21 protein-coding genes are annotated in these 19,920 nt (G+C 42.3%); 5 read left to right on the top strand and 16 right to left on the bottom strand.

Annotated features, from left to right (window positions below):
• Window positions 1-54 precede the first annotated feature (54 nt).
• The 7 genes from DSOL_RS02080 to spo0A form a co-directional block, all read right to left on the bottom strand.
• Entirely contained in the window at window positions 55-1,044 is a 990-nt protein-coding gene (locus tag DSOL_RS02080) for an ABC transporter ATP-binding protein (protein ID WP_075363221.1), read from the bottom strand.
• Complete coding sequence (locus DSOL_RS02085; protein WP_075363222.1) at window positions 1,037-2,032, bottom strand: ABC transporter ATP-binding protein; 996 nt, start codon at window positions 2,030-2,032, stop codon at window positions 1,037-1,039. The genes DSOL_RS02080 and DSOL_RS02085 overlap by 8 nt, the downstream gene beginning before the upstream one ends.
• A gap of 15 nt (window positions 2,033-2,047) precedes the next feature.
• Complete coding sequence (gene nikC / locus DSOL_RS02090) at window positions 2,048-2,935, bottom strand: nickel transporter permease (protein WP_075363223.1); 888 nt, start codon at window positions 2,933-2,935, stop codon at window positions 2,048-2,050.
• A gap of 31 nt (window positions 2,936-2,966) precedes the next feature.
• Window positions 2,967-3,899, bottom strand: coding sequence for an ABC transporter permease (locus DSOL_RS02095; RefSeq protein WP_075363224.1), 933 nt, complete (start codon window positions 3,897-3,899; stop codon window positions 2,967-2,969).
• A gap of 214 nt (window positions 3,900-4,113) precedes the next feature.
• Window positions 4,114-5,763, bottom strand: a complete 1,650-nt coding sequence (locus DSOL_RS02100; RefSeq protein WP_075363225.1) for an ABC transporter substrate-binding protein — start codon at window positions 5,761-5,763, stop codon at window positions 4,114-4,116.
• Window positions 5,764-5,955: 192 nt separating this feature from the next.
• Window positions 5,956-6,639 (bottom strand): dTMP kinase, encoded by a 684-nt coding sequence (locus tag DSOL_RS02105; RefSeq protein WP_075363226.1) that lies wholly within the window; start codon window positions 6,637-6,639, stop codon window positions 5,956-5,958.
• A 358-nt stretch (window positions 6,640-6,997) separates the two neighbouring features.
• Window positions 6,998-7,795: a sporulation transcription factor Spo0A gene (gene spo0A, locus DSOL_RS02110; RefSeq protein WP_075363227.1), complete on the bottom strand. Its 798-nt coding sequence runs from the start codon at window positions 7,793-7,795 to the stop codon at window positions 6,998-7,000.
• A gap of 422 nt (window positions 7,796-8,217) precedes the next feature.
• Between spo0A and DSOL_RS02115 the strand changes: the two genes are divergently transcribed.
• On the top strand, window positions 8,218-8,412 hold the full coding sequence (locus tag DSOL_RS02115) for a ferredoxin (protein ID WP_075363228.1): 195 nt from the start codon (window positions 8,218-8,220) through the stop codon (window positions 8,410-8,412).
• 68 nt (window positions 8,413-8,480) lie between these two features.
• Here the strand turns inward: DSOL_RS02115 and DSOL_RS02120 are convergent, their stop codons facing one another.
• From DSOL_RS02120 to DSOL_RS02150, 8 genes are all read right to left on the bottom strand, one after another.
• Window positions 8,481-9,362, bottom strand: coding sequence for a DUF1858 domain-containing protein (locus DSOL_RS02120; protein WP_075363229.1), 882 nt, complete (start codon window positions 9,360-9,362; stop codon window positions 8,481-8,483).
• Window positions 9,363-9,371: 9 nt separating this feature from the next.
• On the bottom strand, window positions 9,372-9,518 hold the full coding sequence (locus DSOL_RS27800; RefSeq protein ID WP_170871419.1) for a hypothetical protein: 147 nt from the start codon (window positions 9,516-9,518) through the stop codon (window positions 9,372-9,374).
• Window positions 9,519-9,909: 391 nt separating this feature from the next.
• The gene (locus DSOL_RS02125) at window positions 9,910-10,362 is read right to left on the bottom strand and encodes a hypothetical protein (protein ID WP_075363230.1); all 453 of its coding nucleotides are present in this window, start codon (window positions 10,360-10,362) and stop codon (window positions 9,910-9,912) included.
• A 206-nt stretch (window positions 10,363-10,568) separates the two neighbouring features.
• Complete coding sequence (locus tag DSOL_RS02130; protein ID WP_075363231.1) at window positions 10,569-10,919, bottom strand: recombinase; 351 nt, start codon at window positions 10,917-10,919, stop codon at window positions 10,569-10,571.
• 188 nt (window positions 10,920-11,107) lie between these two features.
• Window positions 11,108-11,323, bottom strand: coding sequence for a hypothetical protein (locus tag DSOL_RS27070; RefSeq protein WP_139314359.1), 216 nt, complete (start codon window positions 11,321-11,323; stop codon window positions 11,108-11,110).
• Between the two features lie 147 nt (window positions 11,324-11,470).
• The gene (gene pssA / locus DSOL_RS02140; RefSeq protein WP_075363233.1) at window positions 11,471-12,010 is read right to left on the bottom strand and encodes a CDP-diacylglycerol--serine O-phosphatidyltransferase; all 540 of its coding nucleotides are present in this window, start codon (window positions 12,008-12,010) and stop codon (window positions 11,471-11,473) included.
• Window positions 12,007-12,645, bottom strand: a complete 639-nt coding sequence (locus DSOL_RS02145) for a phosphatidylserine decarboxylase family protein (RefSeq protein WP_075363234.1) — start codon at window positions 12,643-12,645, stop codon at window positions 12,007-12,009. Before DSOL_RS02145 ends, pssA begins: the two co-directional genes overlap by 4 nt.
• A 57-nt stretch (window positions 12,646-12,702) precedes the next feature.
• Complete coding sequence (locus DSOL_RS02150; protein WP_075363235.1) at window positions 12,703-15,471, bottom strand: helicase C-terminal domain-containing protein; 2,769 nt, start codon at window positions 15,469-15,471, stop codon at window positions 12,703-12,705.
• A gap of 143 nt (window positions 15,472-15,614) precedes the next feature.
• On the opposite strand from DSOL_RS02150, the gene DSOL_RS02155 reads away from it, so the two are divergent.
• From DSOL_RS02155 to DSOL_RS02165, 3 genes are all read left to right on the top strand, one after another.
• Complete coding sequence (locus DSOL_RS02155; RefSeq protein WP_075363236.1) at window positions 15,615-16,118, top strand: hypothetical protein; 504 nt, start codon at window positions 15,615-15,617, stop codon at window positions 16,116-16,118.
• Between the two features lie 73 nt (window positions 16,119-16,191).
• Entirely contained in the window at window positions 16,192-18,219 is a 2,028-nt protein-coding gene (gene pabB, locus DSOL_RS02160) for an aminodeoxychorismate synthase component I (RefSeq protein ID WP_075363237.1), read from the top strand.
• On the top strand, window positions 18,206-19,042 hold the full coding sequence (locus DSOL_RS02165; RefSeq protein WP_075363238.1) for an aminotransferase class IV: 837 nt from the start codon (window positions 18,206-18,208) through the stop codon (window positions 19,040-19,042). The genes pabB and DSOL_RS02165 overlap by 14 nt, the downstream gene beginning before the upstream one ends.
• Window positions 19,043-19,095: 53 nt before the next feature.
• Here the strand turns inward: DSOL_RS02165 and DSOL_RS02170 are convergent, their stop codons facing one another.
• Entirely contained in the window at window positions 19,096-19,359 is a 264-nt protein-coding gene (locus DSOL_RS02170) for an antibiotic biosynthesis monooxygenase (RefSeq protein ID WP_075363239.1), read from the bottom strand.
• 212 nt (window positions 19,360-19,571) lie between these two features.
• Between DSOL_RS02170 and DSOL_RS02175 the strand changes: the two genes are divergently transcribed.
• Complete coding sequence (locus DSOL_RS02175) at window positions 19,572-19,904, top strand: hypothetical protein (protein WP_075363240.1); 333 nt, start codon at window positions 19,572-19,574, stop codon at window positions 19,902-19,904.
• The last annotated feature ends 16 nt before the right edge of the window (window positions 19,905-19,920 follow it).

The raw sequence follows: 19,920 nt of genomic DNA on the forward strand, positions 1-19,920 counted from the left end.
TACTAAATTAGGGGGTTGGTAACTAGTATTTACCAACCCCCTTGAACTATTTAATTATTTGACAAAGTGACATGCTACATAATGACCATTTCCGATATCCTTAAATTCAGGCTCCTGTTCCTTGCAAATTCCTAGTGCTTTCGGGCAACGTGTATGAAAACGGCAGCCTGAAGGTGGATTAACCGGGCTTGGAACATCCCCTTTTAGAATAATGCGCTCTTTCTTAACCATTGGATCCGGAAGAGGTATGGCAGACAACAACGCTATCGTATAAGGATGCAACGGATTTCTATAGAGTTCCTCTGAATCGGAGAGTTCTACCGTCTTACCTAGGTACATAACCACGACCCTGTTGCTAATGTGTTTGACTACGGACAAATCATGGGCAATAAATAAATACGTTAAATCAAACTCTTGCTGTAAATCCTCAAGTAAGTTAATGACCTGAGCTTGAATAGACACATCCAAGGCAGAAACCGGTTCATCACAAACAATTAGCTTAGGGTTAACCGATAAAGCCCTAGCGATCCCGATCCGCTGACGTTGTCCACCCGAAAATTCGTGTGGGTAGCGTGCTCCATGATAAGGGCTTAAGCCCACGACATCGAGGAGTTTACGAACCCGTTTCTCACGTTCTATTCGATTGGAAACCCCATGAATCAGAATAGGTTCTCCAATGATATCTCCCACCGTCATCCGAGGGTTCAAAGAGGCATAGGGGTCCTGAAAAATCATCTGCATCTGACTACGCATTTTGCGCATTTCTTCACCAGAAAAATCATTAAGCACTTTTCCCTCAAAGGTCACTTTTCCCCCAGTAGGCTCTAGTAATCTTAAGATCGTTCGTCCAATGGTTGATTTTCCACATCCGCTTTCCCCAACCATACCGAGTGTTTCTCCACGTCGAATGTCGAAGGAAACTCCGTCAACTGCTTTAACATCCCCAACATGTTTTTGAACAACAATTCCTTTTCGAATTGGAAAGTACTTCTGAAGATTCTCTACTTTTAATAACGCCTCTGTCTGCTTTTTAGTTTCAGTCATGCCTCTTCCCCCCTTCTCCATATAAGAAGCAACTGACGAAATGCCCTTGTTCGATTTCTTGCAGAGTTGGTTTTTGTTGCTCGCATATAGGTTTCTTGTGTTTACACCGCGGGGCAAAATTGCAACCCTGTGGTAAACGACGCAAATCAGGTGGTTGTCCTTCTATTGGCTCCAGACGTTGTTTTTCGGACTCATCCAGTTTTGGCAACGATCCTAATAGTCCCCAAGTATAGGGATGCTTCGGAGCTGCAAACAATGCCTCTGCATTTGTGTACTCAACTGTGTTTCCTGCATACATGACTAAAACCTTTTGACACAACTCAGCGACAACCCCTAAATCGTGGGTAATCAGCATAATAGCTGTGCCGAAGTCCTTTTTAAGATTGTTCATCAAATCTAGAATTTGGGCCTGAATCGTCACATCAAGAGCAGTGGTCGGTTCATCGGCTATTAGAAGCTTAGGGTTACACGACAAGGCCATGGCGATCATGACACGTTGGCGCATACCTCCACTAAATTGATGCGGGTAGTTATTCACTCTGCTTTCCGCTTCAGGAATACCCACCTTCTTCAACATCTCAACGGCCCTTTTTTTGGCCTCGGATCGCCCCGTTTTCTGATGAAGAATGATGGCTTCCATGATTTGCTCCCCAACCGTAAGCACGGGATTCAGGGAGGTCATGGGATCCTGGAAAATCATAGCAATTTCATTACCGCGAATTTTCATCATTTCAGATTCGGTTGCTTTGATCAAATCTTTACCACTAAACATTACCTCTCCACTAACAATTTTCCCGGGAGGTACTGGGATAAGACGCATAATAGACATGGCTGTAATACTTTTTCCTGAACCCGATTCCCCCACAACGCCGAGAGTTTCCCCTTTATTGATCTCAAGATCAACTCCATCGACCGCCTTTACGACACCGGCTTCTGTGTAGAAGTGAGTTCTAAGATCCTTCACTTGAAGCAAAAGTTCTTGACCCATTACTACTTCCTCCCTCTATTGTTTCATGCGCGGATCAAGCGCATCGCGCAGTCCGTCACCTAATAAGTTATAACCAAGTACCGTTAAGAAAATGGCTACCCCTGGCCAAATAACCATCCAAGGAGCATTAAAGATAAAATTCGATGCTTCTGAGAGCATTAGTCCCCAACTCGGAGCGGGTGGCTGCACCCCAATCCCTAAGAAGCTCAACCCTGCCTCGGATAAGATGACGCCCCCAACATTCATCGTTGTATAGACAATAATAGGGGCTAAAGTGTTGGGAAGTACATGCTTCCAAATAATTCGAAGGTCTTTTGCCCCCACAGCATGGGCGGCTTCAACATAGTCGCTTTCCTTAACCGAGATAACTTGTCCACGAACAAGGCGGGCATAATTTGTCCATCCTACAATACCCAAGGCAATGAAAACATTAATAAAGCTAGGTCCTAGGAAGGTCATAATAGCTATAGCTAAGAGAAAAAACGGGAAGGCAAAGAATATATCCGTTATCCGCATCATGATGGAATCGATCCATCCGCCATAATAACCGGAAATCGCACCGATAACTACTCCTATAACGAGAGAAATGCTTGTAGCAACCACTCCAATAACCAGTGAGGCCCTCGTTCCATAGATAATTCTACTAAATACGTCCCGGCCAAGGACGTCTGTACCCATGAGGTGAGCGGAGCTCGGTGGTTTTAAAGATTCTTTTAAAGCGATCTGCACAGGGTCATAAGGTGCAATAATTCCTGCTAAAATGGCAATAACAACTAATGAAACGACGAGAAAAAGTCCGAATAAAGCTAACTTATTTCTTTTTAAGCGCACCCACATGTCATGAAGTGGCGAAGACGTTTCATATAATTCATTCGTTTTTACGGCATCAGTATCTGTTGACATTTTCTACCCCCCTGTTATCTATCGTCTGTCCTTAATCATACCGGATCCGGGGATCCAAAACAGCATAGGAAATATCCACAAGCAAGTTTATCACCACAAACACGAGAGCAAGAAAGAGCGTGACCCCTTGCACTACGGGATAATCCCGTCTGGAAATTGCCATGTATAACATTGAACCGATACCAGGGAGCGAAAAGATGGTTTCCGTTAAAATAGCGCCGCCCATTAAGCCGGCAAAATCCATACCTGCTTGAGTTGCTACTGGAATTAGTGCATTTTTCATGGCATGCTTGAAAATCACAACCCGACTAGATAGCCCTTTAGCACGGGCTGTACGAACATAGTCCTGTCGTATGACCTCCAACATGCTAGAACGCGTCAAGCGCACATACATAGCCATCGAGGCATACCCTAAAGCGAATCCAGGTAAAAGATAATTTTGCAGATGAAATCCTTCTCCACCGGTACCACTAACCGGAAGTATATGAAGTATAACTCCAAAGAGCAATTGCAACATCATACCTAACCAAAAAGTTGGAACTGAAACACCTGTCATTGCAAAAAAAGTAGCCAATGTATCCCAAAAACTATATTGCTTTACCGCTGACAAGATTCCGATAAGTACTCCAAATGTAACCGCAATCGCCATTGCAACGACTGTGAGTCGAAACGTCACAGGTATTTTGTCGAGAAGCATCTGGGAGACTGCTTGGTGTTGAATATAGGATCGCCCAAAATCTCCATGAAGTGCATTCCACATGTATTGAAGATACCGTGTCAACATTGGTTGATCTAATCCCAATCCATGCCGCACGTTCTCAACTGTTTGTGGTGAAATATGCTGGCCTAACATCAATACAACCGGATCCCCGGGCACAAGGGTCATCATCAAAAAAGTAACGATAGAAATACCAATGATGACGGGTACCAGTTGAAATATGCGTCGAATAATATAGCGTGTCACAAGTTGTCCTCCTCCTTTAAGTCATTCGTCTCTAGAAATTATACTGTGAAAGCAAGAAATTTGCCAGTAAATTCGAAATGTAAATTTTATGCAAATTGTAGTTTAGGCTTTCACATGAAGCCTATACATTAAATGGAGTTTATGCAGGAAAACCGCATAAACTCCTTTAAAATTGCTTAAATCCTTAAAATAGCCTTAATCTTTAAAGCATATTTTACTTGGATAACCAAACAGTACGCATATCTTTTTGGTCAAGTGCGCTAACTGTAAAATCATGGACATTCTTTCCGAACAATTCAAGGTAGGTCGTGTTAAAGGCCCAAACTGCTGGTTGTTCCGCTACGACTTTTTCTTGAATCGTTTTATAGATCGCCATACGTTTGGCCGTATCCGTTTCTGTCAAACCTTGAGTAAATAAGGCTTCAACCTCTGGGTTCGAATAGAAGGTATCATTATTGGCGCCCCATTGCGATTTGGAATAAAGGATACGCAGGAAATCATCTGGATCAGGGTAATCTGCCCCCCATGCGAGGCGGAACATTTGACTGTCTCCGGACTGTAAGGCTTTAATATAGGAACCCCATTCTAAATTCTTCAACTCAGTCTGAATTCCAACCTCTTTTAACTGTCCTTGGAAGGCTTCCGCAACCTTTTGGTTTAGTTGGGTAAAGTTATAGGAATATTGAATAACCGGAAGTCCTTTACCATCAGGGTATCCTGCTTTGGCCAAATATTCTTTGGCTTTAGCCTTATCATACGTTGGTGCTTTCAGCTCTTTATCATACCCTGGCATTCCGGCAGGTACTGGACCGTTAGCCGGTGTTGAAATACCCTCACGGACAGTGTCAATTACGCTTTGAGTGTCAATTGCATAGGCAATTGCTTTTCTTAGGTTTAGGTTATCCTTAAACGGCGCTTTATTAAGGTTAAATCCGATATACTCTGTCGTTAGAGCAACATTCTTAATGGTTTGACCTGGGAATTCTTTGATAATGGCTTGTTGTTGACCTGGAGGCATTCTGTCCACATAATCTAAGTTTCCTGCACGGAAATCGTTTAGAGCGGTGGATTCCTCTTTGTAAATCTTATAGACAACTTGGTCAACATGTACCTTATTGCCGTAATAATCGTTGAACTTTGTAATAGTTACATCTTGGTCAGCATTCCACTTCACAAATTTGAAGGCACCCGTTCCGATCAAGGTTTCTGGAGTGGAGGCAGGGGTTCCAAAGTCTTTACCCGCTTTAGCTGCACCAGCAATTTTATAAATCCCAACCGCTGGATGACCTAATGAGGTGATGAAGGCAGCATTTGGTTCGCCTAAGGTCACTTCAACTGTATAATCATCAATCTTCTTCAGTCCGGTCATTGTCTTAGCCGCGCCACTGTTCACTTCTTTAAAGCCAACGATGGGTTCGAGTGGGAAAGATACCGGCGAAGCCGTATCTTTGGCCGCTAAACGATTCCAGTCATCCAAAATATCTTGTGCTTTGACTTCAGTTCCGTCATGAAATTTAACACCCTTCCGGATGTGAAAGGTAATTACTTTTTTATCAGCTGAATAATCCCATTTCTCTGCAATAGCAGGTTTAGTTTCTAATGTTTTGGGGTCATATCTTACGAGACCATCGTAAAGCTCTTTACCAATTTCAATTCCGTTATTCTCTTCCAAAAATGCAGGTTCAAGATTGGATGGGCTGGAAATCATCCCAAAACGGAACGTACCGCCATCAACGGGTTTACTAGTGGCTGTTGTGCCCTCCTTCGTGGGCGCAGCAGTCTGTCCACAACCGGATAGGATCAGAGTAGCCGATAACATGGTGGCAATAACTAATGACCAGGTTTTTTTGTGATTACGAAGCATTCTTTCCCCTCCTACGTTTTATGTTCGATGACATTCATGCAGTAAAAAGTGATAACGGTCCTCCTTCCTCTCTCAAATGTTGAGCTCAAGTCCCTTAAAACTTCTTTCTGCCCGTTGCTAGTAATTCGCCTTTGTATACAATATTTCCTGCGAAAAACCATACTTCTTACCAAATAATTTAACCAATCAGACTTACCCCTCTTGATCAATCAACTCTTTTACTAGTTTGTAAATATCTGCATGAATTTCTTCTCTACTTCTGAGTTGTCCTTCACACACACAATTTACTATCGACCAACCATAAGATGCCCCGATTTCACAAGCATTATTATAAGATTGAAGTAAATACTCATAATTTCTTTCATGAATATCCTTATCTTTGTCTCCGAGTTTATTGGGTCTGTCATTGATAAGTTTTTGGCTAAAACGCGGATGCATATTAAGAAAGATTACACAGTCAGGAACCGGAAGTCTAAACTTTACGAATTCCAAATCCCATAACCAATTGAGATAGTCGTTCCTATCTACAGTATCAACTATTTTGGCAGCCTGATGAACCATGTTAGAGGTCGTATAGCGATCAGCCAAAATGATGCCACCGCTTTGATAAAAACCTTCCCATTCTTTTTTGTAGGATGCATACCGATCAACAGTATAAAACGTGGAAGCTATATAGGGATTAACGTCATTTGGGTTGCTTCCAAATTCTCCATTCAAATACATTTTGATAAGAGCAGAAGAATCGCTCTTATAATCAGGAAATTCCACCTTTTCTACCCTGTAATTTTCCGTCTTCAGTCTCTCATACAGCAATTTTGTCTGAGTCTCCTTACCACTGCCATCCCCTGCTTCTATGACTATCAGCTTGCCCTTCAAAAAGTAAACCCCCTTCAACTTATTTCAGTTTGTATGCTGAATCTATAGTTTACTATTCCCTGTCCTTATTTTTCAAGTTATCCAACGATATTCAACGTTTCAAAACAAACCCCTCAGAAACCATAGTTGGTTCTGAGGGGTGTCATCTGACTATTCCGATAGTTCGAGCGACTATCTCATTATATTATATTAAATATTTATGCTGCAATTTTCTTCCCTACCCGTTAAGAAGAAAATGAGTCGTTCTTAATTATTCTTAATTGGGACTGTAAAGATAATTGCTGAAAATTGGGAACTTCTCTGAATAAATTGGATAAAACTCAATTAGGACAAAGATTTTCCTATACATTGTGAGGACTTAGCTGACCTTACTCATTACCCTTAATTTATCAGCAAGAAGTGCTATGAATTCTGAATTGGTAGGTTTTTGGCGTTCAATATTCATAGAATATCCAAAAATTCGTTTAAGCGTATCAGTATGTCCACGTTCCCAGGCTAGTTCTATAGCATGGCGAATTCCGCGTTCTACTCGACTGGGTGCAGTATCAAATTTTTTCGCGATACCTGGGTACAGTTCTTTAGTTACAGCTCCAAGCAAAGAAACATCCTCTACGACCATCAATATTGCGTCTCGAATATATTGATACCCTTTAACATGGGCAGGTATTCCAATTTGATGCATCATCGTGGTCACTTCAACGCACAAGTTAAGACCACTTCCTGTCGTTGTCACGATCGGAGTAGCTGAAGAAAACTGTGTAGGAGCCGGCGAGGGTATATCCTGCGTTAGAGCACGGATACGTTTGCTTAAAATATCCAGATCGAAAGGTTTGAGAATAAAGTAATCAACACCAAGCATCATGGCCTGATGGGTGAGAGATTCCTGTCCAAAAGCCGTTAACATGATAACTTTAGGGCGTACCGCCGTTGCCCGAGCATTAACGCGCTCCAATACGCCTAAACCATCCAAATTTGGCATGACTAAATCTAGAATAATCAAATCTGGCTCCTGAGTTTGAATGAGATCCCAAGCTTCTAAACCATTATTAGCAACCCCGACAATAACCAAATCTTCTTGACCTTGGAGATAGTTTTGTAGCATTTGACATAAGTTACGGTTATCATCCGCGACAATTATTTTTATTTTTTTTCCCATTATACCATCATCCCGCCTTAACTGTATTCCGGTTCACCATTGTTACATTTATAATCGTTTGAATTTTTCCGGTGACCTTATTATACGTTAGGCCCGATGTCGAAATCGTAAATAAAAAGGCAACAATGTGAGGCGATTAGTTTTTGAGAAAAGCTCAGCGGGAAAGGGTTTATGGATAATTTTGGTATTTTATACATACCGCAAAATCCACTAATATTTTCCTGTAGAGAGTAGCACTTTACTAAATACGCGAAATGTCATGAACCTTAGCGAGTTTAATCAAATAATAAGTAGAGCTAATCATAGTTCCCAAATTTAAAACGTCCAAAACTTTTCAAGAAAGTCTATATATGTTAAAATTATGAATAGATCGCTTTTAAAAGGGTAAAATACTTCCCAGATTAGTTAAAGGAGGGTACATAATGTATGCTGAGGTAGACAAAGATACGTGCATCGGGTGTGGAGCTTGCCCAGACATCTGTCCTGAAGTTTTTAAAATGGAGGATGATGGGTTGGCAGCAGCTTATAAAAACCCGGTCCCCAGCGAGTTTGAGGATTCCGCGAAAGAAGCCGCTGATGGCTGTCCAGTTGATGCCATACACATTGATACAGATTAAGTACATACTCAAGAGATAAAAGGCAGTTAAGCGGATGAATACATCGCTTAACTGCCTTTTTAACTTTCTTAAGGCATGGCCTTTTCAGCAAATTCACGAAGCCCATCAATTCCTATGCGATCAATGAGACGCCCTATCCGTTCTTGTGGTTTAGCATTTTCCTTATAGTAGGCAATAACCGCGTCCATAACTGGCACTAGCTGTTCCTTCTGGAGATTTTCCAAAAGGATATTCCCCTGCCTTGGTTTGACCCCGCCGTTTCCCCCGACATAAAGATGATACCCTTTGCTTGTACCCATTAAACCTAAGTCCACCGAGGCTGCATCTGTACATTTATTTGGACATCCGGCAACCCCTATTTTAAATTTCGAGGGCAATTCCATACCATGATAACGTTTATCAATTTCCATACCCAAAGCTAAAGTTTCTTGCAATCCTCGTTTACAGAATGTATCCCCGGGGCAAACTTTCACGCTTCGAACGCATAACCCGACAGCATGGCCTGGATCCATTCCCAAGTCCTTCCAAACATTTGGGACATCTTCAGGGAGTAACCCAACAATAGCAATACGCTGAGCAGAGGTCACTTTAAGTGCTTGAGCATGGTATTTCTCTGAAACGTCTGCGATCTTACGTAAAATTTCCGGGGTCACGACACCTGCCGGTATATGGGGAGCAATTGAATAAGTCTTTTTATCCATTTGTAAAATTGACCCGGCTGGTTGAGCCTTTGCCGCAGCTTCAGCAGAAATTTCCCCTTGTTCTACACTATTAACCTTTTCTAATAAAAGATTCGGATCCAGATTATGCATTTGAGCAGCATTCGCTAACGTTTCATTAACAGAAAAAGCACATCCAAGACAATGTAAACCCAGTTCCTGCATAGCCTCTGCAGTCTTAGGATTGGCGGACATAATATCCTTTAGTTTCATATCTAGTGTAAAGCGCATAGTCATCTCCTAACCATGTATGAGCATTGGCAAACAATGCGTACATACATGTTTTTCTTCACCTTGGTGTACATAGGTCAATATAGGGGTAAGTTCACTAGTCGTTCCACAATGAGCACACTCCAACTCCGGAGCCTCTTTTTTTACGTCTGCCATATAAATGACCTCCTTTATGATTGTCAGTGTATCACGGTAATCCCTTGCTTAGTGTGACTTAACACACAGTTCTGTGTGTATTTCGGCACGCTTTGATCTTCCACAATTCGCTGATGACTAATGCTAAGTGTTAACGCTTCGTCTTGAAACTATACCAAATTTATAAAAATGCAACTATTCTGAACCGAAAAGAAAACACGGTCTTTCAAATTCAGAATAACCGTGCCCAACCGTTTATTAATTTATTCCCAAAGGTACAAGATTAACCCCGCTACTAGGAATACCACACCTATATAGAACCGCAATTTTAAATCAGTCTCCGACCCTCGTGCTTTACCTATGTGTCCATCCATGTTCTGTCCAAAAGAACCTTCCATCATTGTTTCCCCCCTCAAGACGAGAGGTCATTGATCTGCTTTAATCCTTGAATACGCCAACCCTTTTCGTTGTGTACTAAATGAATAGAAAACGTAAAAATCTGAGCTTCTTGAACTGATGATGTCCAAGAAACGCGTACAATAGCCGCTTTCGAAAGGCCCATTTCAGAATTCATAAACTGTACTTTTTGTAATGACAACAATGGATCTTTATTTAACCTAGTTTCCCAAGTCGTGAACTCCTTCTCATCCAAGGATCCCTCCGGCAACACTAATAGTTCACGGGCAAGATCGGTTTGGCGGAGATCCATGAGTTTCCAAAAATGCTGAATTGTCATTTGTGGAGAATTTCCATAATGAGGATCTGCTAGAGCTGTAATTACTGTCTGAGGGGTTTTAAAAGTGAGGATCGTGATTAGACATAAGAGTGATAGACCAAGTAACCATACATAACGACTGTGACGCATAATTTCCCTCCTTGCTTGTCTTTACTAACATTCTAGGAGGGAACAATGCTTTTCATACCACTTTAGCCAAAAACTTTTCTCAAAACATTAAGTACGAACTCCGGTAACCTGACGTAATAAATGCGCATAAATTATCCTTCCTCCTTTACTTCCGCTTGAACCACCACTTAGTGGTAATGTATGCAAATAAAATCCAGATTGCCCTTTTAAATTACTTGGTAATTCTTTACTGCCTCTTCCAATTGACCCACAAGCAAACGTTCCTCCTCTGTGTTGGCAGTAAAGTAAAGGCGACCTATGATACCCGTAATAACTTTGAGAACATCTTCCAATACTAACGATTCCTTCATGGCTAATTGGGCACTGGTTTCAATCAATGCAATCCCAAATTGATGTCCTACCCCATCCTTAATCATGCGCGTACAGCTTTTTCCTAACAAACGCATAACTAAAGAAGCTTCTTGAACATCCAGTTGACGGACAGCATCAATCGTTGTCGTTAACCCTTGAACCATTCGTACTCCGACACTATTCCAACTTACTTGTTGGTTATCCATCTGCACTTCCCCCTTTGAGATCAGTTCCGTGCCATACTATATGCTTCATACGTGCCATAGGTGAAAAAACGAGCAGGGAAGGTAAATTACCTTTCCTGCTCGTCGTTATAAGTAGTTCGAATACGTCTTTTACCGCATATTTCACCCGTTCAAAGCCCGGGACGCAGTGTGACACGAGCGCGACGTTTTTACGTAAGCAGACTAGCAAACTTCCGTTCAAGCGACCGACCCCAGACACGGGGCAGTGCACAAGGTCCCTTCTCGCCATCCTTGGCTACAGGGACACTTGGCCATCCATGGCCTGCGGATGTGCACTGCCGCCAACTGCGCCAAGGTCGCTTCCCGCCATCCTTGGCTCCAGCGACACTAGGCCATCCATGGCCGTCGGATGGCGCATTTGGCACGATAGTCTCCAGTGGAGATTATCGCCGTAGGCGGTTCTTTAAAAGAATACTATCGCCGAAGGATGAACCCCGCTCCCCAAAGCCGGGAGCTTGAACGGTTAGTTTGCTCTGCGTCGTAACACCGAGCGCTGTGTCACACAAGTCCCCCTACTTGCTCAACTTCGGTACCTTAAACGTAGATACCATTAAGAAAGCCAAAATCACCATACTTACGGGATAAATGTACCAAGGCAGCATAGTTCGCAAGAACATTAACAGAGCCATAAAACCGCCCGCAAAAGTAATGGGAACGCCAACAAAATAAGTGGTGATATTGAGCATATTAAAACGAGCCAAACGGACTGCACCACATAATGCGAAAACCACAGCAATACCCAGACCTAAATACTTAACAAACTCGGTTTGATGAGGCTGCAAAATTGCCTGATAGGTAAGAATTGCTGGTGCCACCCCAAAAGAGACTAAATCACTCAGAGAATCGAGTTCTTTACCAAAATCTGAGCTTACAGAAAGCCTTCGAGCCACTTTGCCGTCCAAACTGTCCATGAGCACAGAAAGTAAAATCATCGCCGCTGCTAATGTAAAATTACTTTCTATGACCCAGATCAAGGCAAGAAAACCAAAAAGTAAATTAGCCAAGGTAAAGATGCTCGGGATCATGCGAGCAGGAATCGGACTTCCCCTCATTCAACACTCACTCTCCCTATTATACTTACTCCTCCACGCACCTTATCCCCGGGGCTAACCATGATTTCTACATCAGTTGGTACAAAAATTTCTGTACACGAACCAAATTTAATCAGACCAAATCTCTTTCCTTTGGTCAGTTTATCTCCCTTATTAACCCAACACACGATCCGACGAGCAATAAATCCTGTCACCTGCGTCACTAAAATCTGCAAGTGTTGATTTTGGATTCCAACATAGTTTTTCTCGTTCAGCTCTGATGCATGGCTTTTAAAGGCAGGAATCATCTGTCCCGGTCGATAGGCACGAAAAACAACCTCGCCAGCCATCGGACTGCGATTGACATGAACATTAAATAGACTTAGAAAGATACGAACGCGAATACTTTCTCCGTTTAGAAACTGGTCTTCAAAGACCCTTTCCACATCCATGACCACTCCGTCAGCGGGAGAAACTAGCGATAATTCGTCAGATGGGATAGCTCTGTTAGGATTACGAAAGAAAAATAAAACAAACAAGAACAGAATACCTGGTAAAATAACCAGCCACGGCCAAACCCAGTAGGCCAAAACCATTAGAACTGCTAATATCACCAGATAAAGCCAACCATCACGAGAAATGGGATATTGTTTCACCGAAAAATTAACCTCCTCCTCTTGATTTTCTCTAGTTTACCATTTCTAAGACAATTATTAAAGCTCTCGGTCCAACTCTCCAAGATTCCATTCCTCTATTTTACCAAGCACGAGTGCATTTTCTCCTCGAATATGTGTCCGAATAGGTAAAGAACTCAAGAAATATCTCCCGTAATATTTATCGATCACTCGGTCATCTAGCAAGATGACAATCCCGCGATCCTTTCTTGAACGAATTAGACGCCCAAACCCTTGTTTGAAACGGATAACAGCTTCAGGAAGTAAGAGCTCTTGAAAAGGATCACGTCCTTGAAAACTTATATATTCCGATCGAGCCTCAATCAAGGGTAACGAAGGCGGCCAAAAAGGAAGTTTAACTAAGATGACACAAGATAACGTGTCACCGGGAATATCAATCCCTTCCCAAAAACTATTGGCTCCCAAAAGGACACTCCTTGGGTTTCGTTTAAAGGCCTCTATCATTGTGCTACGTTCCCCGTGCACTCCTTGGGCTAGTGTTTCTATGCCTATTCTGGCCAATTTTTGATGCAATAAGGCATAAGTTTCATTCAGTAATTTATGGGCAGTAAAGAGAACTAACGTCCGTCCATTCATCCTCTCAGCAACTTCTACAATAAATTTCGAAAGCTCCATGGCTTTCTCGTAGTCAGAATTTTGCTGTTTGAAGCCCTTTTTAACCACAAAAAGGCGCATCTGTTGATCATAGTCGAAGGGCGAATCCACCTGTGCCGTTGTTGTTGTTGTTAATGGTAATCCAACATCTTGAAGAAAATACTGGAAAGAATTTGATATACTTAGCGTTGCGGAAGTTAAAATAACAGTATCAAGACGTGAAAATATTTTTTCCTTAAGTATATCACTCACTTCGATTGGGGAAGTCTTTAGATAAAGTCTTGAGTTTTGTTCAAGCCAAGTCACCTGTTGAGGATTATTAACGTTTCGTACGATGACCAGAGTGTCAATAAATCCTTGCAACTCTCTTTGATGACCAGATAATACGTATTTCAACTCTTCGACCTCATCCGCGTCTTCTCCATTAAATGGGCTTATTAAACTTTCGAGGACAGAGGCCACGGCATTAATTCGGCCCACTAGGTTCTCTATCTGAACATTTAACCCTTCCCACCACGTTTTAGTGGAATGACTTGCAACAAAGCGAAACGTGCGCTTTGTTCCTAAAATAGTTGACAATAACTGAAATAACTCTTTAGCCTGTTCCACGACCATCGGACATAGCTCAGGGATATCCTCTAGTTTTTTCTCAAATGTTTCCCAAGGTACAGATGGTACTATTTGAGTCAATGACCCTAAGCGTTGTTTAATCGTGGCATAAAAACATGGCCCTGTCAGTCTATAAATACTGTCAATGCTACGGGTAACACTGTCCAAACTCAAATCAGATCCGAGATGTTGCAGAGCCGTCTGATACATCTGATGGGCCTCATCGATCACCAACTGATGGTATTCTGGCAAGACATTGTAGTCCGTTTTAAGATCGGAAAAGAGCAGCGAATGATTCACGATCAATAGATCCGCCTCTTCTGCTTTCTTGCGTGCTCTCAGTAAAAAGCAAACACCTGCCTTTGAACACCTTCCCGGAATACACATTTCATTGTCAGCGCTGAGGCTAGGCCAACTCTTCAGGAGTCCAGGAACTTTCGAGAGTTCCTGCAAGTCCCCTGTTAGCGTTTCTCTTAACCAAACAAGAATACTTAAAAAAGCAAGCCTATACTCTGTTCTCGGAATTTCTTTCGGATTAGACAAGCATCCCTGCCATTTTTTCAAACAACAGTAGTTGCCTTTCCCTTTCAAAATAGCGACTCGAAACGGAAAGGGTAATACCTTTTCCAAAATTGGGATATCCTTTTTTTGAAGTTGTTCTTGTAGGGGAATCGTGTGGGTCGCAATCACTACTTTTTGTCCTGTTTTTTTAGCCGACCATAGGCACGGAATTAAATAAGCAAACGACTTTCCTGTCCCTGTTCCGGCTTCAACCACGACATGTCGAGAGGAACTAAGCCCGTCAGCAATTAGTTTGGCCATCTTCACCTGACCCGGTCTGCTCTCAAAGCCTGGTAAACTTCGTTCAAGGATTCCTCCCGGAGCAAAACAATCAACAACCCAGTCGATGGAGTTAGGAACGCTAACAGCCGGGGATTGGGTACGTACAAACAACCCCTCAGCACCGGGGGCAAGCACCAGATCCGTTCGAATCTGACGATCAGGAAAACTGCGCGTAATTTCTCTATGCAATTCGTCGATAAAACCTCTCCCATCCCATCCCTCAAGAAGGGGTTTGGCTTGGTCAAAGAAGCTAAGATCAAATTCCAACCCCTTGTTCCAACAGGCCTCGAAAAGTTTCCAAGTTAGCCAGGCATTTGATTCCGATCGATGCTGCATAGATTCGTCTCCTAAAGGCAACGAAAGCTTTTCAGCTAAGAAGGATAACTGGTAATGATGCGCAGTAGGGAAAAAAATTCGAGCCAATTCCAGAGTGTCCCAAAAAGACTGTCGAAAATAAACATTTAATGTCTTTTCTAAGCTAGAGAGGTGAAATGACATTTGATGCCCTACAAGGATTGCATCCTCGAAGAAATCAAGTATCTCCTGACGATGCTCCACCAGTGAAGACGCAACATTAAGCTCTTCTTCCTGGAGACCAGTACTCTCATGACGAACAAGAAAGTGACAAGTCGCTTGAATCAGTCCATTATGGATTCGAAGTGCTTCAAATTCTACAATTTCTTCTTGCCTACCCTCTAAGCCCGTCGATTTCACATCAAAAACTACGATGTCCTTACCCACACTGTTGACCCCTCTCTGCAGCCATTGTACACCATTTTTACGAATGGAATCAACGAAAAGCAGGATTTCCGAGTTTTATAGCGAATAGACTAGTACAGACAGGTTTCACTCTATAATCTTAGTTAGGAAGAAGGATATCCCAATTGTTTAAACGGAAGATGTCAACACTCGGACTAAGTCTTGTAGTATTACTATCGAGTCTATTCCTTAGCGGATGCTCGGAAAAACCTTTTTTAACACAAGATGGTTCGTACGTCATTTTATCTGTTTCACCTTCGGGAATGACCCAATCTGAACTCATCAAATTACCTTGGAATACGAATATAGCCATCATGCAGAAATTACTCACGGAGTCTTCTTTCGTTTTGAGTGATTTGCATACCCCCAGCGAATTGGAATCTTCTAATAAAGACCAACTCAACTCGACTAGCCTTCAAGCCAACTTTCCCGAACCGAAACGCATGACCTTTATTGTCGATCGGCACAATCTAACCCTTGATGTACAGTCACTGCAAATTGAAGTCGAAGGGCCAAATGTTGGGCTAGTTACTGTCAATCAGACCATTGTCTTGCAGGGTATAAAAAACCCCAACCTTCAGCCGGCCTTTGAAGCGTTGACCAATATGTTACATGATACTAAACTTTAAATATTTAGTTGCTTAGAGCAACTTTTCTTTTTGTTAACAGTCTGAAGCCGTCCAAGTTTAAAGGAGAAACACAATGATATTTTTGCTGGACAATCATGATTCTTTCACCTATAACCTCTACCAATACTTCGGCGAACTTGGAGAAGACGTCATTGTCAAGCGCCAAGATGCCTGTACTTTAAACGATATCGCAGCAATTCACCCTGATCTCATTGTAATCTCTCCAGGTCCCTGTACCCCTAACGAAGCCCCATTATCTTTAGCTGTCATCGAACACTTTCAAGGTCTTATCCCCATTTTAGGAGTGTGTCTCGGGCACCAAGCTATTGGACAATTTTTTGGTGGAAAAGTGATCCGGGCGAAACGACCTATTCATGGAAAAACAGTAAGCATTCGTCATGATCAGCAAGGCGTCTTCAGTGACCTTAATAATCCTTTAGAAGTTACCCGCTATCACTCGTTGATCCTAGAGCGTTCTACCCTTCCTGAGGAATTAACAATTACTGCCGAAACAGATGCTGGAGAAATCATGGGAATTCGCCACAAGACCCTTCCTATAGAAGGAATTCAGTTCCATCCGGAAGCCTTTTTAACCCAATCTGGACATCTATTATTAAAAAATGCCCTTCGCGCTGCTAAAACGTGGAATCTTCAGAATTCGCCTTCTCCTTGGGTTGTAAAACCTCTCTCCGTTTCAGTTCCGCCCCATCTCTTAGTTCAAGCTTTTAAAGAAGAGCCTGCTCCCTTCTTTTTAGATAGTGGAAACGACTATAAAGAACTAGGGTGTTATTCTTATATGGGTTCTTCACCATTTTTACAAGCATCCGCTTATTCTGATCGTCTTGAGCTTGATTGGCCGAATAGACTAGAGCTGGAAATTGTAGTTCAAAACCATGACTGTTTGAACTTTCTTAATGTTTCACACAGTAAATACCACGTGCCTCATTCTCCTTTCCCCTTTTCCGGCGGAGCGGTCGGTTTTTTAAGTTATGATCTCAAAAACGAGTTCGAATCCCTTCCGAACCACGCCATAGAGGACTTAACCTTACCACTTTGGCGTTTTGCTTGGTATGATGGAATTGTTATTTTCGATCATATTCATACAAAATACTGGCTCACTGCCTGCGGTATTGACGAGAATGGACTATGTCATGCCGAGCTAGCCCATTCTCGTATCGAACGTTTGGAAAAAATTCTCTACCCATTTATAGAACAACTTTCTAAACGAGAAAACGTTGATTCTATGTCGATCCCTCTCCACTCTACAATCGACCCTAGCGTCTCCCGTGAAAATTATTTAGGCGATTTAAGACGAGTGATTGATTATATTTATGCTGGAGACATTTACCAAGCAAATCTTACTCAACGCTTTTCTCTTGCTTGGGAAGGTGATGTCTGGAATCTTTATTCCGAACTTCACAGACAAAATCCCGCTCCCTTTGCTGCATTTCTCCCCTACCAAGATTTTCAAATACTTTGCAGTTCTCCTGAACGATTTATTCGAATTCAGCCAGATGGGCAAATCGAGACCCGTCCGATTAAAGGAACTCGTCCCCGCGGAAAATCTCCATCGGACGATCAGAAATTGGCAGTTGAACTACAGACCAGTCCCAAGGATCGTGCTGAACTAACTATGATCATCGATTTAGAACGCAACGATCTCGGACGGATTTGCGAATTTGGAACTGTTAAAGTCCCCGATTTAATCAAACTTGAAAAATACCCAACCGTCTGGCACCTTGTCTCGACTATTACCGGAAAACTTTTAAGTGGATTAAGCCCTAGCGATATTATTCGGGCTATTTTTCCCGGCGGATCGATTACGGGTGCCCCCAAAATTAGAGCCATGGAAATCATTGAAGAATTAGAGCCCCATAAAAGGGGGTTATACACCGGAAGCATCGGTTATATGGGCTTTGATGGTGCTTGGGATTTTAACATTGTCATCCGAACGATCTTGTTGAAAGATGGGAAGGCGTTTGTACATGCTGGTGGAGGGATTGTCGCAGATTCAATACCGGAAAGTGAATACAAGGAGACGCTTGACAAGGCAGATGCACTGTTTAGGGTTTTGAAAGGACACTTAGATGATACCGAGTGAAACGTTATTATCCCATGACCGCTTAGCTTTATTTGGGTTTGGCCTTTTCGAAACGCTCCTTGTTACTGAAGATGGGCCGTTATTTGTTGACCTTCATTGGCAGCGCATGAAAAAGGGAGCTGATTTACTCTGTCTAAAGCTACCCGATATCCATGAATGGTTCAAACAAATACAAGAATTCATAGAGCAAACCCCTAACTCATACCCCTTTGCGCTTCGCGTCACTCTAAGTGGCGGTGCACCCATGGCTCATCTTCCTTCGCAGCTCTTAATCCACAAACGATTAATTCCCTATACTCCTGCTCAATTTTCTTTAGGTATACGACTACACCTGTTACACTATCCACGCAATGAACAGTCACCTTTGGTCTCCATTAAATCGACGAATTATCTTGAAAACATTTTAGCCAAAGAAGAGGCTAAACGCAAAGATGCCGAAGAAGGCTTGTGGCTTAACACTCAAGGATACATTTCCGAAGGCACGATGAGCAACCTTTTTTTTGTTAAAGATGAGACACTGTTTACCCCCTGTCTTTCAAGTGGATGTTTGCCTGGAACTCGTCGTCAAATCCTATTGGATTTAGCTCGCTCACTTCAAATTCCAACACACCAGGGTTTATACACTTTGTCAGACCTGTTACATGCCAAGGAAATTTTCATGACAAATGCCCTAATGGGCGTAATGCCAGTTCGTCAACTGGGTGATTTTCTTTTTGAGATCATGCCCCCAGGTTCAGAAAGATCGAGTATGCGCCAACTTGAATTGGCCTATAAAAATTTAATTAATAACCCTTCTTCACCTTTCTACAGTTCCCTTGTCTAAACATAAAGGAGGTGCCGGGAGTTTATAACCCCTGACACCTCTTATCCTCTTATCTAATATTTTTCTTCGAGAACCTCAAACATCTGTGGCGTTGCTGACTTAAACGCCTTGTTTTCACCAACAGTATCTGCCCAACTTTCATAGGCAGTACGATTTTCCCATTTTGAAAAAAGCATGATGTCCGCTGTATTTTCTTGCTTGTTGACCGAAGCAAATTTAAAACCTTCGATCTCCTCAGCGGAATGAATCCCTGTACGAACTTCCCCTAAAATTCGGTCTGCATCTGGACCATTGAACGTATGAATTACTGTCAGCATATAGTATACCCTCCAAGCCATTAATGATTAGTTTTGAAGGTAGTTTACCCGAACTATGTTTCAACATACATTTTATGGAGTGAACTTTCAGCGTCGACTGGCATACTTATAAAGTAAAATAAATCTAAACCAGTAAATGATCACGTTTTATTTAACCATTCATGCTATACTAAGAATACGTCTCGACATGTTTCACAAAGGGGGATTATTAAATGAAGCTTACTTACATACGAACAGATTTCCCTAACGGGCGTACACACATACTGATGCGTGATTCGGAATTTCCCAACCAGGAACTTGTCCATTTTCTTTTGGTTTTAAGTAATAAGGGAACGTTGTGGGTTGATGTTTTTTGGCCATACGATGAAGAATCTGAGCGTTATACACGACGAATTTCAGAACAACAATTTTGGCAGACCTTCCGCGAATGGAGGCTACAAGGTATCCTTCTAGGAGACAACGGGAAAGTGGCAGATATGTTAGCAAGAAAACGCTTAGCAAGGAAAACCCGAGCAAAGGATGCTTTGAACCTTGCTAACACGTAATTAGAGCGGCAACTGC

Origin of the sequence: Desulfosporosinus metallidurans (assembly GCF_001936615.1) — a bacterium.
GTDB classification, from domain to species: domain Bacteria; phylum Bacillota; class Desulfitobacteriia; order Desulfitobacteriales; family Desulfitobacteriaceae; genus Desulfosporosinus; species Desulfosporosinus metallidurans.